Here is a 13,912-nt window from a genome sequence, read left to right on the forward strand (position 1 = left end):
GATCACTGCTGTGCCGACGAACAGGCTGACGCCGAAGAGCCGGCGCGTCCGGCGGCTCGTTGGTCGCGCTGAGGGCGGTGTTCGATGCATGCCGCCAGTCAAGGCAGCTCGGTGTTGCCGGCATGTATGCGGTTTTCGATATGCCGACGATAGGCACCGACTCGTAGCCTTGATGACATGCGTGTGCTGATCGTCGAGGACGAGCCCTTTCTGGCAGAAGCCATCCGCGACGGTCTACGCCTGGAAGCGATCGCGGCCGATATCGCAGGTGACGGCCATACCGCTCTGGAAAGACTGAGTGTCAACGCCTACGACATCGCCGTCCTCGACCGCGACATCCCCGGACCGTCCGGTGACGAGATCGCCCGACGCATCATCGCCTCCGGCACCGGCATGCCGATCCTCATGCTCACCGCGGCCGACCGGCTCGACGACAAGGCCTCCGGGTTCGGACTCGGCGCGGATGACTACCTCACGAAACCCTTCGAACTCCAGGAGCTCGCACTCAGGCTCAGAGCCCTCGACCGCAGACGCGCCCATGTCAGGCCTCCCGTGCGGGAGATCGCAGGGCTGCGCCTTGACCCTTTCCGCCGCGAGGTCTACCGGGACGGCCACTACGTCGCGCTGACCAGGAAGCAGTTCGCGGTGCTCGACGTCCTCGTCGCTGCCGAAGGCGGTGTCGTCAGCGCCGAAGAACTCCTGGAACGCGCGTGGGACGAGAACGCCGACCCGTTCACCAATGCCGTACGCATCACCGTCTCGGCCCTGCGCAAGCGCCTCGGCGAGCCGTGGATCATCACCACGGTGCCTGGGGTCGGCTACCGCATCGACACGCAGGCAGAGGCCGCCAGAGACGAGGGCGGAGACCGTGGATAGGGCGTCTTGGGCCGGGGATTGGGCGCCTGGGACCGTGGACAGGGCGCCCGGGTTGAGCGTTCGCCTCAAGCTCACCCTCAGCTACGCCGGATTTCTCCTGCTCGCCGGTGTCCTGATGGTCGCGGCGGTGTGGGTTTTCCTGCTGCGGGACCTGCCCGAAGTGAAGGCCGGCGTCGGCGGTTTGCAGGTCCGTTCCCAGCTCGCAATCAACTTCGCGTCGGGGGCAGCTGGAGTCATGGCGTTCCTGCTGGTGTTCGGCCTCCTGGGAGGCTGGATCCTCGCCGGCCGCATGCTCGCCCCCCTGACGAGCGTCACGGACGCCACACGCATGGCCGCGACCGGATCCCTCTCCCACCGGATCCGGCTACCGGGCCGCAAGGACGAGTTCCGCGAACTCGCCGACGCCTTCGACACGATGCTCGCACAGCTCGAAGTGCACGTCGCCGAACAGCAGAGATTCGCCGCCAACGCCTCTCACGAACTGCGCACCCCGCTGGCGATCTCGAAGGCACTTCTCGACGTGGCCCGCACCGATCCGAACCGTGACACCGGCGAACTCATCGATCGCCTGCACGCCGTCACCACCCGAGCGATCGACCTCACCGAGGCACTGCTCCTGGTCAGCCGCGCCGAGCAGGGATCCTTCACCAGGGAACGCGTCGACCTGTCCCTCCTGGCGGAAGAGGCCACTGAGACACTCCTGCCCTTCGCGGAAAAGCACGGCGTCACCATCGAGACCAGCGGCGACATCACCCTCACGAGCGGGTCGCCCGCGCTCCTGCTGCAGCTGACCATGAACCTCGTGCACAACGCGATCGTCCACAACCTGCCGGAACAGGGCACCATGTGGGTGCATACCAGCGTCCGCCCCAAGACTGTGGTGCTCACTGTCGAAAACACCGGCGAACAGATCACCCCGCAGCGCGTCTCGACCCTCACCGAACCATTCCAACGCGGCACCGAACGCATCCACACCGACCACGCAGGCGTCGGCCTCGGTCTGGCCATCGTCAAAACCATCACCCACGCACACGACGGAACACTCACCCTCACCCCACGTCCTGTCGGCGGGCTCCGCATCACGGTGGAACTCCCCGCGACAGCCCCGCACGCCGACAGATAACGAATGAGCCACGCAGCGAGCCAGCCAACCTTCGCCGTCGCGTACAACTCACCAGCGGCACCTCGTGCAGCCGGTGCCAGCCGCGCCAGCCGCCGGCTCATTCCGGTCCCGCAGCCGCCTCCGATACGTCCCACCACATATCAGGATTCCGCGCAGAACCTCTCGGGTCGGCCACGGATACGGCCCGCATGGCGAGCGCCGCTCCCCGCTGCGACAGCAACGGGCTACGGGCCGGGGCAGGGGGTACACGGGCGGTAACGATATGCTCACTCGGTGGGCCGGAGTCTCCGTCGTGCCGTCGTCAGGCTGTCGGAGGATGGGGGAAGGGCCGGTCCGGTCGAGTGCGGAACCAGGGGAGGCGATGGGATGCGGCAGGCGGGCGTGCTCGATGTCGGGTGCCACAGTGCTCTGTTGACGGTGGTGAGGCGGCGTCCGGGTGCAGTGCTGGAGCCAGTGCTCTCCCACAAGGTGCGACTGAGGCTGCACGAGACACTGGACCGCAAGGGGCGGTTGGACAAAGCCGGCATGCAGAGCGTCGAGCGAGCAGTGGCCGAGGCCGTCGCCGCGGACTCGCGTCTGCGCGGGACGGACGTCTTCGCTTTCGCGACCTCGGTCATCCGGGACGCACCCAACCGAGACGAGATCATCGCGCGGGTGGCACGCACCACGGGCACCCGCCTGCGCGTGCTGACCGGCGAGGAGGAAGCGCGGCTGGCCTACGTGGCCGCCCGCCAGTGGGCAGGCCCGACGGCCGGGCAGCTGCTGGTTCTGGACATCGGCGGCGGCACCGTGGAGATCGCCTCCGGCGTCGGAGAGCAGCCCCACACCGTCCACTCGATGCCGCTGGGCGCCCGAAGGATCACCCGCGACTGGCTCCCGGGCGGCACAGCACCGTCCCAGCGCCGCCTGGCCGAGATCCGGCAGCATCTGCGCCGGTCCCTGGAAGCCGTCCCCGGCCTGCCGCAGGCCGAACCGGGCGGGCGGGTGCTGGCCTCCTCCAAAACCTTCGAACAGCTCGCCCGGCTGACCGCCGCCCAGGGCAAGACACCGCGAGACAGACGGCAGCTCGCGCTACCCCGGCTGCGCACGTCGGTCTCCCTGCTGGCCGACGCGGGGCCGTCCCGCCGTGCCAAGTTGCCCGGCATCTCCCGACACCGCGCCGAACAGTCCCTGGCCGGAGCCTTGATCGCGCAGTCCCTCATGGAGGCTTGCGGGGCCAAGCACGTCGAGATCTGCCCCTGGTCCACCCGGGAAGGACTCCTGCTCGAACGCCTCGGCGTGCCCTACACCACCGGCGGGCGCCCTCGCCTCGCCGGCTGAACCCAACGGGACGTCCAGAGCCCGGAGCGGTACGTCGCCGCTGCCAGGGGCGGGCCCAGCGGGTGGCAGCTCGCTGGTGTCGAGGATCACGAGCCGATCCGGCCGGGGCAACCGTTTGTGCTCCCACTGGGTGATCGGGCGTTCGAGGCTCGTCTACGAGGGCAGCCCCAAGGCATGAACCAGGACAGACCAGGCGTGGAGGACTCGGTCGGGACACCAGCCGAGTCTTACGCCGCTGAGGCCCTGCCTGATCAGGTCTCCCAGGCGATTGCGTCGATTCGTTCGCAGGCAGCAATGCTCCGGGGGCTGCCACCCCCGGACAAGGCTCACGAAACTGGGATCGGGACAGACAGAGCTACGTCATGCGGCTGGTCGGGCCTGCTGCCCTCACACGGGCCTCACCCCGACTCCCATCGGATGTCAGCGCACAAGGGCAGGGAGGCCGGAGCCGTCGTCGACGACGACGGGCCAGAAGAGCAATGCGATCATTCCGACGATGACGAGCAGCATGGCGAGGCAGCACGGAACCTGGGACGGAGCTTTGAGGGTCGGACTGACTGCGACCTCTGAGGCTACTCGGCGCACGTCACCGGCGTGGTAGTAGACCGTGATTGCACTCACGAGCGATGACTTTCCTCCGCGGCTACGGTCTCCTCCTTGAACGCCCCTGCCGGACGCCACCCGTTCCGGCCAGGTGTCCTACGCAGAGCACTACCCGTGACAGGAGACGCTGCCGCATGACCGATCCGAAGCTGACAGCAGACCGCAGCCGGAGGGCTGAGGTCTGGCCCCTGATCCACGCTGAGCGAGCGGCGCTGGCGGCTGATCTCGCAGACCTGACTGACGAGCAGTGGGCAACACCGTCGCTGTGCACCGAATTGACGGTGCGTGAGGTGCTGGCGCATCTCACCGCGGGCGCAAGCCTCAACTCCGTGCACTGGCTGGCGGGTGTGATCCGCTGTCGGTTCGACTTCGACAGACAGGTGGCCATGCGGCTGGCCGAGCAACTGGGCGCTACCCCGGCCGAGACGCTGGAGCGATTCCGGCGCGTGGTCCCGAGCACCACCAAGCCGCCTCTCCCTCCCATAGCCATGCTCGGCGAAACGATCGTGCACGGAGAAGACATCCGGCGCCCGCTGGGCATCCGCCGCGAGTATCCGATCGAGGTGGTCACGCTGGTGGCCGAGTACTACCAGGGATCGGACACTGTGGTCGTGGCCAAGGGACGCATCGGCGGCCTGAGACTCGTCGCGAATGACGGTTCCTTCACCACCGGTTCCGGACAGCTCGTCTCCGGCGCCACCTTGGCCCTGGTGATGGCGATGACCGGGCGCTCGACCTACTGCGACGATCTCGAAGGCGACGGCGTCGAGCTCCTCCGCGGGCGCCGCGGGATGGCGTGACTGCGCTGAGTCAGCCTGGCGAGCTCGCCTTACGTCACGAGGCCGGTGATCGCAGCCATCAACGCTCTGAATTTGGTTGTACACATGTCCGGTTGTTGCGGCACATGGCGTGGGTGAGACAGGCCGATGCCGGGGAAAGCAAGGTCCCTCGACGGGCGTCGGTCGGGTAGCGTACGGATCATGTCGAGTCCTGAGTCGGACAAGGTGGGGGCTTTCGGTCACGCCGTCAGCCCCCCGAACCACTGAGCCTGTAGCCCTGTCGTCGCGCCGCATTTCTGTGGTGGACGGGTGTGCCCAGGGGCTGGCCGCGGTGACGAGATGACCTTCTCGTGCTTCTCCTCACCTCGGAGCCATTCGATGCCTTTTCCGCTGTACCTGCTTGCCATGGCGGTCTGTGCCATGGGCACCTCGGAATTCATGCTTGCCGGCCTCTTGCCCGACATCGCCTCCGATCTCGACGTCACAGTCGGGACAGCAGGCTTGCTCACCTCGGCCTTCGCGATGGGCATGATCGTCGGCGCCCCTCTCGTCGCGGCGCTTGCCCGCGACTGGCCCAGGCGCTCCAGCCTTCTCGGCTTCATCCTCACTTTCGCGGCAGCTCACGTCGTGGGCGCAATCACCACGAGCTTTCCCATCCTGTTCGCCACCCGGGTCGTCGCCGCGCTGGCGAACGCAGGATTCCTTGCCGTCGCTCTCACGACGGCCGCCGCGTTGGTCTCCCCCCTCAAGAAGGGACGCGCGCTGGCCGTCTTGCTGTCGGGCACGACAGTGGCCACGATCGCCGGTGTCCCCGGTGGGTCGGTACTCGGCGCGGTGCTTGGCTGGCGGGCCACATTCTGGGCCGTCGCCGCTCTCTGCCTGCCTGCGGCTCTCGGTGTCCTGAAGGGGATCCCAGCGGGACGTGCGAAGGATGAGGCGACTGGCGGGCCGACCTTGCGAGCGGAGCTCGCCCAGCTCACAAGGCCGCGGTTGATCCTGGTGATGCTGCTCGGCGCACTGGTGAACGCGGCAACGTTCGGGAGTTTCACCTTTCTTGCTCCCGTTGTGACCGACACCGCCGGGCTGGGCGAGTTGTGGATCTCTGTCGCTCTGGTGCTCTTCGGTATCGGTTCCTTCGCCGGCGTCACTGTTGCTGGCCGGCTGTCCGACCACCGCCCCTACCTTGTTCTCGCAGCAGGCGGTCCACTGTTGCTCGTCAGCTGGCCGGCCCTGGCGGTGCTGGCCGACAAGCCGGTCGCTCTGCTCGTCCTCGTGTTCGTCTTGGGCGCGCTGTCGTTCGCGCTGGGCAGCACCCTGATCACGCGGGTCCTCTACGAGGCGGCAGGAGCCCCCACCATGGCCGGCTCCTACGCGACCGCGGCACTCAACGTCGGCGCCGGCGTCGGGCCACTCGTCGCCGCCACCACCCTCAGCACCGCAGCCGGGAACCTGGGGCCGCTGTGGGCAAGCGGCCTCCTGATCGCTGTAGCGCTGCTCATCGCATTCCCCGTCCGCACTGCGATCGCGGCCCGCCACAGCACCGAGGTGCTCCGGTGACGCATGCGAACCCCCACCTGAACATCGAGGGACGCCGAAGGCTCCTGGAGCGCCGAACGAGACCTGGTGACGTGCGGCGTACGCCGGGTCAGCGGCCGGCGCCGCGTGTCGTCCCCAACGCGCGCAGTGGCGCGGTCAGTTCGCCGCGAGGACCCGTTCGAACGTGGCGTAACCCGCCGGTTCCCAGGTCGGTTTACCCCCAGGCAGACCGAGCCTGCCGTTCCGTCCGATTTCGATCAGGCCCAGGGCGCGCAGGACGGCCCAGCCGCGGGCCCGGGCGATGGTGGCTTCGTCGGCGTGCTCGTACGCGTCGAAGAACCGATCCGCCGCCCCGGCAGGCAACAGGATCCAGGCAGCCGAAAGATCGGTCGCGGGATCGCCTGCGCACATTTCGCCGAAGTCGATCACCCCAGCGAGCATTCCGTTCCGGACGACCACGTTTGCCGGATGCAAGTCGCCGTGCAGCCAGAGCGGCGCGCCCTGCCAAGGGGCCGCTGCGATGGCCTTCTCCCAGACTTCCCACGCAGCGTCAGCGGTCGCGTCGTCATTGATGACCTCGAACCAGCGGTCGCGCTGGTTCGGCAATCCGGCCAGAGGGATGCCGCGCGTAGGGTTGGCCGGGGCGTCGGCGGGCGCCTTGTGATGCAGTACGCCAAGGAACTTTGCGAGGATTTCGGCCGCATCGACGCGGGTGATCGGCGCGTGATCAGCCGGCTCCCCCTCGACCCAGCGCGCGATCGTCCAGGTGTGCTCGAACAGGCTCGACGGCTTGCCGATCCGCATCGGAGTGGGCGTCGGCAGCGGCAGGAGCCTCGCCAACACGGGCAGCCATGTCTGCTCAGTGTGCAGCAGGGCCGGCGCGCGCTCGGTACGCGGCAAGCGGACCGCCAACTCCTCCCCGAGGCGCCATTGCTGGTTGTCCCAGCCCCCGTTGACGTCCCGGAGCTCGAGGCCTGCGAGATCCGGATGCTGATCCCGCAGTAACGCTCGCACCAAGCCCTGCTCGAACGTGAACTCGTCCATCGATGAGTCTCCGATCACCGGCATGCGCAGGCACGCTAGCACCAGCCGAACGCGGCAGACGGACGTTGCGTACGGCCCTGGGCCGGCTGACGACGTCGGCCCCGCGGATCACCCGAAGGCACTACTGACAGTGCCCCGGAGGCCTGTCCCGGCAAGCCGGCCGGCGTTGCGAACCTTGCGGTGGCGCAGCCGGGTCTCCAGCCGATCAGCGCCGGTCCGGCGAAGTGCGGCCGGAGACCCGGGGAAGCCCACCACCACCGCGCGGCCATCAAAACGGCGGCCGCGGTGGTGAGAGTGCGGTCGGAAGTCGGAGTAGGTGGCGTAGAGGTCGTGCACTGACATGGGACAGATCGCGGACGGCGTCCACGAGCGCCGCGTCGGCCTTCGACTGGGACAGGTCGGGGTGGCCTGCACCGGACATCCAGCGCACAGGGAGACCGGTCCGCAGGTGCTCCGGGTCTCATGTTCTCTCGCCATGTGGGGAGAATCGCTGGCGCGCGCTCCCCCGACGCGGGTCGTCCACGGCACCATCCCAGCCGACGGCCCTCACGACAGCGGAAACGGGTGGTGGCAGCCAGTTCCGTACCCTGGCAGCATGCGCATGCGCCCCACTATGAGCTGGACCCCTACCGCGGACCTGCCGCCGGGCACCACAAATCTGGAGCCGGTCGCCGATGTGCTGAGCACTGGTGGTGTGCTGGTGCTCAGCGGGGCGGGCATCTCCACGGAGTCGGGCATCCCCGACTACCGAGGCCAGGGCGGGAGCCTGAGCCGGCACACTCCGATGACCTACCAGGACTTCACCGCCAGCGCTCAGGCCCGCCGCCGGTACTGGGCGCGCAGCCACCTCGGCTGGCGCACCTTCGGCCGTGCCCGTCCCAACGCCGGACACCGGGCCGTGGCCGCGTTCGCACAGCACGGCCTGCTCTCGGGTGTGATCACCCAGAACGTCGACGGCCTGCACCAGGCCGCCGGCACCGAGAGCGTCGTGGAGCTCCACGGAAACCTGGCTCAGGTCGTCTGCCTTTCCTGCGGCGCCTTCAGCCCGCGCCGCGAACTCGCCCGGCGGCTGGAAGAAGCCAATGCGGGCTTCGAACCGGTGGCCACCGGAATCAACCCGGACGGCGACGCCGACCTGACCGACGAACAGGTCGGGGACTTCCGCGTGCTGCCCTGCACGGTCTGCGGAGGCATCCTCAAGCCGGACGTGGTGTTCTTCGGCGAAACCGTACCGCCGACACGCGTCGAGCACTGCCGCAAACTGGTCGATGAGGCGACCTCACTGCTGGTCCTGGGCTCCTCACTGACGGTGATGTCCGGGCTGCGGTTCGTCCGCCAGGCAGCCCAGGCCGGGAAGCCAGTGCTGATCATCAACCGGGACCCGACCCGGGGCGACCGGCACGCCGTCACCCGAGTCAAGCTCCCGCTGGGAACAGCCCTCACCACCGTCGCCGGCCGACTGGGCATCCCCGTCGACGACGAGGCGACACCCCAGGTGAGAGAGTGACGATGACAGGGCGTCACCGGAGTGCATCGCGTCAGCCCTGAATTCCCGCCCCCAGCTCCCAAGCGAACGCTGCACTCGTAGACAGCGGCGGCCTCGAGCCCTCGGGCCAGGCGGGTTGGGGGATCGCTCATCCAGGGCTGTGGGAGTTCCGCTGCGGCGGAACGGGATCTGGCCGCCTGCCTCGAAGCCCAAATGCCTTTCCCATGGGGCCATCGAGCGCTAGTGTCTGGGTGCATCGAGTTGCCCCACGAGGAGTTGCGCACATGGTCGGTCACCCGAGCGCGCGTTGACGTTGTAGGCCGATCGGCCTGTCATCGCGTGCTGCCCTTTCTGTTGCGGCACAGCGAGCCTTCTCCTGCCTGAACCGTCGGCGCACCTGTCGTGCGCCCGGTAGCGGGCCTCGTTGTCGGCAACCCGAGGGATCCCCGTGCCGTCCCTTTCCTCCCCTGTATCCGATTCCGGTCGCCCTGTTCCGTCAAGCCTGTGGCGGGACGGTGACTTCCGCAGACTCTGGGTGGGGCAGACCGCCTCCCAACTCGGGGAACACACAGCCCTGGTTGTGCTTCCGCTCTTCGCCGTCCTGACGCTCGACGCCAGTGCCACCCAGCTCGGCGTCCTGCGCGCCCTGGGCCAGGCGCCGATCCTGTTGCTCTCGCTCTTCGTCGGCGCATGGGTGGACAGGTGGCGCACCCGCGCGGTGATGGTGCTGACTGACGCCGGCCGGACTCTCGCCCTGGGTGCCGCCGCCGTAGCCGGCCTCTTCGGCTTCCTGGGCCTGCCCGCGCTTTTCATGACCGCCTTCGCCGTCGGGGCCCTGTCCGTGTTCTTCGACGTGGCATACCAGACGTCTCTCGTACGGCTGGTGCAACGCGATCAGCTGGTGCGGGGCAACAGCGCGCTCGAGGGTAGTCGGTCCGCGGCGCAGATCGGCGGCCCCGCCCTCGGCGGTGCGCTGGTGTCCCTGCTGTCGGCGCCGATCGGTGCCGCCTCCAGCGCGCTGTTCTTCGCGCTGTCATTCCTGTCGATCCGACGGATCCGTCGGGTCGAATCGACCCCGCCGGAGCGCCTAGAACGTCCCCCTCTGGTCTGGCGGCGGATCCATGAGGGCCTGCGTTTCGTCGTCAGCGATACCTCGCTGCGGACTGTGTGCCTGGCCTCGGCGGCCTTCCAGTTCTCCTTCGCGGCCGTGATAACCGTCTACCTGCTCTTCCTGCCGCGGGAACTGCACCTGTCCGGCACCGCCGTCGGGCTGGCACTCGCGGCAACGGGACCAGGCGCGCTCCTGGGATCCGTGCTGGCCGCCCGCCTGCCGAACCGGTTCGGGTACGGCCCGGTACTCGTTGCCGCGGCGGCACTCGGCGACGGCGTGTTCTTGTGCGTACCCGCGCTGCACGGTTCCTCTGCGGTGACCGTAACCGTGCTCCTCGCGATCAACTTCGTGTTCGGGGCCGGCGGCCAGTTGGTGAATGTGGCGGCCATGACCGTCCGGCAAAGTGTCACCCCAGACGCGATGCAAGGCCGCGCGGCCGCGACGATCACGTTCGTCGGCATGGGGCTGTCCCCACTGGGCTCCCTGCTCGGCGGATTCCTCGCTGAGGAGTGGGGGCCGCGGACCAGTCTCATGGCAGCGGCCTCAGGCATGATGCTGTCCCCACTGGTGATGGCTATGTCCCCGCTCGCACGCCTTGGACGGACGCTTCCGGCCGCGGTGGAGACGCCGCTGACGGTCGGTCGCCCCGATACCAACTCGTGGTGACGATGCCTGCGGTGCTTGATCGGGCCCGTCCCCCCGCGCCCCGCGCCCCGCGCCCCGAAGCAGGCTGACCAAGCCGAGTGTGGACCGCAACGGGTTCCATCGCCGGAGAAGCGGCAAAGAGGGGTGGGGGCTCATGAACTGCGGCGTCTGCGCCGCGCGGACCAGTTGCCGGCCAAGAGACCCCACCACAAGAGAACCTGGCAGGCCGCCAACGCGATGCTTGCCGTACTGGCACCATCGGTCACTCGCCACACCAAAAGGCCGGTGCTTATGCAGAGCATCGGCCAGTAGAGCCATGGCCCCCACCGGGCACCCGGCCTTATCCACGACGGCGGGGGCTGAGAACTCGAACGCTGTGGCATACGCGTCTCCCTTCCCCTGGTCACCTCTGGCAGTGAGATGGCGCGGCCCGCCAAGCGCCAGGCCTCAGGCATTCGCCTGACGGCGAGCGGCCATCCTTCGCGGAGCGGCGTGGTGCACGGGCTTGTCCGCGTCGGCGCCCTGAAGGCGCCGCAGCCACAGGGACGTCACGGACAGCAGGCCGGTAAAGACCAGCAGGAAGAGGCCAGACACCCACATCTGTCGACTCCCGGGATCCTCCCACCCCAGCCAGGCAGTTGATGCCGCCCACATCAGGACGGCTGCCGTATAGAAGGTGCGCATCCTGTGCAGTTGCCGCACGGCCCGCAAGGACGTGGAGTGGTCATTCTTCGGTGCCATGCCGCCCCGTGTACCCCCGCACTCGCGTTTCACCAGCTGCACTCACGCCCTGTCGGAGTCCGAATGTGCTACTGGCGGCTCGGACGAAGGAGCGGAAGACGCTGTAGCTGTGCGGGCGGGCACCGAGGTGGGGTGAGGCGCCAATCACGGGCCGCACCCCACCCGGGAGTTCCGCTGTCAGCGTCTGCGGCTCGACCAACCACTCCCGATTCCCGCGACGTGCAGGGCCAGAAGCATCAGGCCCAGCAGCATGACGTTCGTGGAAGCGAAGACATCGTTCGTCGTGATCTCGGCAGCGTTGATCAGGAACGCGATGAAGAACAGTACTGCTGCGGCTATACCAAGCATGGAGCGGTTCCTCTCGAATAGGTGAGGCCCGTATGCCCCCGTATCCCCCTGGCAAGCCGTGGATTGTCAGAGACGACGCGCTGCTGCCTGTTCTCTCGCCTGCCCGGCGCCTGCCCAGTGCCCGTCCAGTGCCTGTCCGGTGGGGCCGGGACTCGGGCGCAACAGCTCGCTCGCGGGTCGATGACGCGGGCACTTTCCATACCTGCGGCAGCGACCCGGGCAGCGCGGCCCGCCGACGCCCTATTGCCGGAGCCCGTCCCCGGAAGAAGAGCCAGCGGCGTGGTCGGACGGGACGGGGCCGTCGACGAGCCTCGGCAAAACCTGGCGAGCGGCCCCCTCACCCGCCCCGATCGCGCCTGCGTGACATATGCAGCGTCCGATGCGCTGTAGGGGGTAGGCCGTACCTACGGCTCGCAAGACCCGTTCCCCCCGTGCGGGTCATTGCTCCCGGGGCGGGCAGGTGCATTCCCCCCGTCGCCTGCCCGCCCCGCCCCCCGCTTCCCTTCCCTTCCAGGCTGCGGACTGGCCCGTCAAAACGGGTCGGTGCGTTCGGTGCGGACCTGCTGGGCCGAGGTCCCATGTCGCGGAGGCCCGCGCCACGCGACGGCGGCGGGCGAGGCCGGCAACCAGCCCGCAGCCGACGTGATGCCCCTGCTGACGGCTCCGAGGCGGCGTGCGTACAGGTTCAGCCCACCGGAGCCCTCGTCGTGGGTACAGAACAGGAAAATGCGTGGCCGTCTACCCGGTTACGCGCAACACCTGCTCATCGTTCAGCGCGTGCCGCCGGGACGCTTCTTGCAAGCGGCCGGGCCTACCGGCTGCCGGAGCGGGTAGACGCGGCGTCACGGGCGCGCACATGGGGTACGGACGTGGCGCTCTGATCTACCAAGAGGGGTACCACGCATGACCAGCCCGCTTATGCAGCAGGCTTCGGATGGGCACCACCGCTCGGACCACCGCGATCCGCTGCCTCGGCGCCTCATCTGGCATGACGGTGCGGCGACGAGCGCGGCAGCCCGTCAGGCAGCTCTCGCATTCCTTGACGAAGCCCGATCCGCGGGACTGGCCCCGCCGACGGACTACGCCGCCGAGAAGGTCCAACTGGTCGTCAGTGAACTGGTGACCAACGCCCGCCAGCACGCGCCGGGTCCCTGCGGCCTGCATCTGGAACTGGAACGGTCCGCCGCCTGCCGCTTGGCCCGGGTAACGGTCTGGGACACCTCGCCCCACCCGCCCGCTCCTCAGCCCCCCGACCCACAGCGGATCGGCGGACAGGGCCTGCGGATCGTCCAAGCCGTCAGCCGGCGCCTCACCGTAGATGCCCATCCGGCAGGCAAACGCGTCCAGGCAGATATCGAGCTTGCATGAGCGTCCGACCACAGCCCTCCGGCCGCAGACCAAGCCCCTCCACACCAGCATCCTGGGAAACGACGGCCGACCAGCTGGCCGCCATGGCACGCGACCTGCTCGAACAGGACTCGGTACAGGCCACCATGGACCGGATCGCCGCCTACGCGGTGGACCTCGTCGACGGCTGCGACGCCGCCGGCATCCTGACCGTGCGCCACGGCGCAGTGCAGTCCCTGGCTGCCACTGCGGATGTGGTGCGGCACTCCGACCGGATCCAGGGCGAACTGGGCGAAGGCCCCTGCTTCAACGCCGTCACCGACGACCAGCCGGTCCAGCGCCTCCCCGACCTCACCACCAGCGCAGACCGCTGGCCCCGCTACGCACCCCGGGCCCGCGCCCTCGGAATACAAAGCGCCCTGGGATTCCGCCTGTTCACCCGCCACAACACCTTGGGTGCCCTGAACCTCTACTCGTTCCGTCCGCATGCCTTCACCGAGGCCGGCGAACACCTCGGATGGCTACTGGCCTCCCACGCCGCGGTCGCCTTCGCCTACGCGCGCACCGAGGAGCAGCTCACCACGGCCCTGCAGACGCGTCACGAGATCGGAACGGCCCTCGGCATCCTGAGGGAGCGTTTCAACCTCGGTGACGACCAGGCATTCGACCTGCTGAAGAAGACCTCGCAAGACCTGAACATCAAGCTCCGCGAGGTCGCCCGCACGATCCTCAACAACGAAACGATCCCGCACCAGCCGCGCTGACCTTCGCTACCTGCTCCTCACCCCGAGGCAAGGGCAAAGCAGCTGTCACGGTCTTCCCTGGGTGGCAGCCGTACAGCTTCTGGGCAGCTGGGGGTCTCAGTCGGGTCAGGCTGCGGCCGTCGGGTTCGCCGACTGGGCGGCGTGGCGGTATTCGGCGTTGATGCGCTTGGCTTCTTCGAGTTGGTCTTC

The 13,912-nt window shown here is 68.5% G+C and carries 13 protein-coding genes and 1 pseudogene; 9 read left to right on the plus strand and 5 right to left on the minus strand.

What is annotated here, in order from left to right:
• The first annotated feature begins 177 nt into the window (after nucleotides 1-177).
• From KUM49_RS36310 to KUM49_RS36320, 3 genes are all read left to right on the plus strand, one after another.
• A complete protein-coding gene (locus KUM49_RS36310; RefSeq protein WP_217241223.1) occupies nucleotides 178-876 on the plus strand; it encodes a response regulator transcription factor in 699 nt (232 codons plus the stop codon).
• A gap of 34 nt (nucleotides 877-910) precedes the next feature.
• The gene (locus tag KUM49_RS36315) at nucleotides 911-1,999 is read left to right on the plus strand and encodes a HAMP domain-containing sensor histidine kinase (protein WP_217241224.1); all 1,089 of its coding nucleotides are present in this window, start codon (nucleotides 911-913) and stop codon (nucleotides 1,997-1,999) included.
• Nucleotides 2,000-2,365: 366 nt separating this feature from the next.
• Nucleotides 2,366-3,319, plus strand: a complete 954-nt coding sequence (locus KUM49_RS36320) for a Ppx/GppA phosphatase family protein (protein WP_217241225.1) — start codon at nucleotides 2,366-2,368, stop codon at nucleotides 3,317-3,319.
• Nucleotides 3,320-3,739: 420 nt separating this feature from the next.
• Here the strand turns inward: KUM49_RS36320 and KUM49_RS36325 are convergent, their stop codons facing one another.
• Nucleotides 3,740-3,940: a hypothetical protein gene (locus KUM49_RS36325; protein ID WP_217241226.1), complete on the minus strand. Its 201-nt coding sequence runs from the start codon at nucleotides 3,938-3,940 to the stop codon at nucleotides 3,740-3,742.
• Nucleotides 3,941-4,056: 116 nt separating this feature from the next.
• Between KUM49_RS36325 and KUM49_RS36330 the strand changes: the two genes are divergently transcribed.
• Both KUM49_RS36330 and KUM49_RS36335 read left to right on the plus strand, forming a co-directional pair.
• On the plus strand, nucleotides 4,057-4,722 hold the full coding sequence (locus KUM49_RS36330; RefSeq protein ID WP_217241227.1) for a maleylpyruvate isomerase family mycothiol-dependent enzyme: 666 nt from the start codon (nucleotides 4,057-4,059) through the stop codon (nucleotides 4,720-4,722).
• A gap of 357 nt (nucleotides 4,723-5,079) precedes the next feature.
• Nucleotides 5,080-6,258, plus strand: a complete 1,179-nt coding sequence (locus KUM49_RS36335; RefSeq protein WP_217241228.1) for a Cmx/CmrA family chloramphenicol efflux MFS transporter — start codon at nucleotides 5,080-5,082, stop codon at nucleotides 6,256-6,258.
• A 135-nt stretch (nucleotides 6,259-6,393) separates the two neighbouring features.
• On the opposite strand, the gene KUM49_RS36340 is transcribed toward KUM49_RS36335, so the two are convergent.
• The gene (locus tag KUM49_RS36340; RefSeq protein ID WP_217241229.1) at nucleotides 6,394-7,281 is read right to left on the minus strand and encodes an aminoglycoside phosphotransferase family protein; all 888 of its coding nucleotides are present in this window, start codon (nucleotides 7,279-7,281) and stop codon (nucleotides 6,394-6,396) included.
• A 595-nt stretch (nucleotides 7,282-7,876) separates the two neighbouring features.
• Between KUM49_RS36340 and KUM49_RS36345 the strand changes: the two genes are divergently transcribed.
• Nucleotides 7,877-8,788, plus strand: a complete 912-nt coding sequence (locus KUM49_RS36345; protein ID WP_217241230.1) for an NAD-dependent protein deacetylase — start codon at nucleotides 7,877-7,879, stop codon at nucleotides 8,786-8,788.
• A 481-nt stretch (nucleotides 8,789-9,269) separates the two neighbouring features.
• Nucleotides 9,270-10,544 carry an MFS transporter gene (locus KUM49_RS36350; protein WP_254402327.1) on the plus strand — a complete coding sequence of 425 codons (1,275 nt, stop codon included), beginning with the start codon at nucleotides 9,270-9,272 and terminating at the stop codon, nucleotides 10,542-10,544.
• 426 nt (nucleotides 10,545-10,970) lie between these two features.
• Here the strand turns inward: KUM49_RS36350 and KUM49_RS36355 are convergent, their stop codons facing one another.
• Together KUM49_RS36355 and KUM49_RS36360 are read right to left on the minus strand one after the other, a co-directional pair.
• Nucleotides 10,971-11,264 (minus strand): hypothetical protein, encoded by a 294-nt coding sequence (locus KUM49_RS36355; protein WP_217241232.1) that lies wholly within the window; start codon nucleotides 11,262-11,264, stop codon nucleotides 10,971-10,973.
• A 177-nt stretch (nucleotides 11,265-11,441) separates the two neighbouring features.
• Nucleotides 11,442-11,612, minus strand: coding sequence for a hypothetical protein (locus tag KUM49_RS36360; RefSeq protein ID WP_217241233.1), 171 nt, complete (start codon nucleotides 11,610-11,612; stop codon nucleotides 11,442-11,444).
• A gap of 903 nt (nucleotides 11,613-12,515) precedes the next feature.
• On the opposite strand from KUM49_RS36360, the gene KUM49_RS36365 reads away from it, so the two are divergent.
• Both KUM49_RS36365 and KUM49_RS36370 read left to right on the plus strand, forming a co-directional pair.
• Nucleotides 12,516-12,980: an ATP-binding protein gene (locus KUM49_RS36365; protein ID WP_254402321.1), complete on the plus strand. Its 465-nt coding sequence runs from the start codon at nucleotides 12,516-12,518 to the stop codon at nucleotides 12,978-12,980.
• Nucleotides 12,977-13,723 carry a GAF and ANTAR domain-containing protein gene (locus tag KUM49_RS36370; RefSeq protein WP_217241234.1) on the plus strand — a complete coding sequence of 249 codons (747 nt, stop codon included), beginning with the start codon at nucleotides 12,977-12,979 and terminating at the stop codon, nucleotides 13,721-13,723. The genes KUM49_RS36365 and KUM49_RS36370 overlap by 4 nt, the downstream gene beginning before the upstream one ends.
• Before the next feature lie 105 nt (nucleotides 13,724-13,828).
• Here the strand turns inward: KUM49_RS36370 and KUM49_RS49045 are convergent.
• A pseudogene (locus KUM49_RS49045) lies at nucleotides 13,829-13,912 on the minus strand (MerR family transcriptional regulator); the annotation flags it as partial.

This window comes from Streptomyces sp. AC555_RSS877 (assembly GCF_019049245.1).
GTDB lineage: Bacteria > Actinomycetota > Actinomycetes > Streptomycetales > Streptomycetaceae > Streptomyces.

Excerpts from the sequence above, each read along its gene's own strand:
- KUM49_RS36310 (WP_217241223.1), top strand. The coding sequence starts at position 178 with ATGCGTGTGCTGATCGTCGAGGACGAGCCCTTTCTGGCAGAAGCCATC.
- KUM49_RS36320 (WP_217241225.1), top strand. The coding sequence starts at position 2,366 with ATGCGGCAGGCGGGCGTGCTCGATGTCGGGTGCCACAGTGCTCTGTTG.
- KUM49_RS36330 (WP_217241227.1), top strand. The coding sequence starts at position 4,057 with ATGACCGATCCGAAGCTGACAGCAGACCGCAGCCGGAGGGCTGAGGTC.
- KUM49_RS36335 (WP_217241228.1), top strand. The coding sequence starts at position 5,080 with ATGCCTTTTCCGCTGTACCTGCTTGCCATGGCGGTCTGTGCCATGGGC.
- KUM49_RS36340 (WP_217241229.1), bottom strand. The coding sequence starts at position 7,281 with ATGGACGAGTTCACGTTCGAGCAGGGCTTGGTGCGAGCGTTACTGCGG.
- KUM49_RS36345 (WP_217241230.1), top strand. The coding sequence starts at position 7,877 with ATGCGCATGCGCCCCACTATGAGCTGGACCCCTACCGCGGACCTGCCG.
- KUM49_RS36355 (WP_217241232.1), bottom strand. The coding sequence starts at position 11,264 with ATGGCACCGAAGAATGACCACTCCACGTCCTTGCGGGCCGTGCGGCAA.
- KUM49_RS36360 (WP_217241233.1), bottom strand. The coding sequence starts at position 11,612 with ATGCTTGGTATAGCCGCAGCAGTACTGTTCTTCATCGCGTTCCTGATC.
- KUM49_RS36365 (WP_254402321.1), top strand. The coding sequence starts at position 12,516 with ATGACCAGCCCGCTTATGCAGCAGGCTTCGGATGGGCACCACCGCTCG.
- KUM49_RS36370 (WP_217241234.1), top strand. The coding sequence starts at position 12,977 with ATGAGCGTCCGACCACAGCCCTCCGGCCGCAGACCAAGCCCCTCCACA.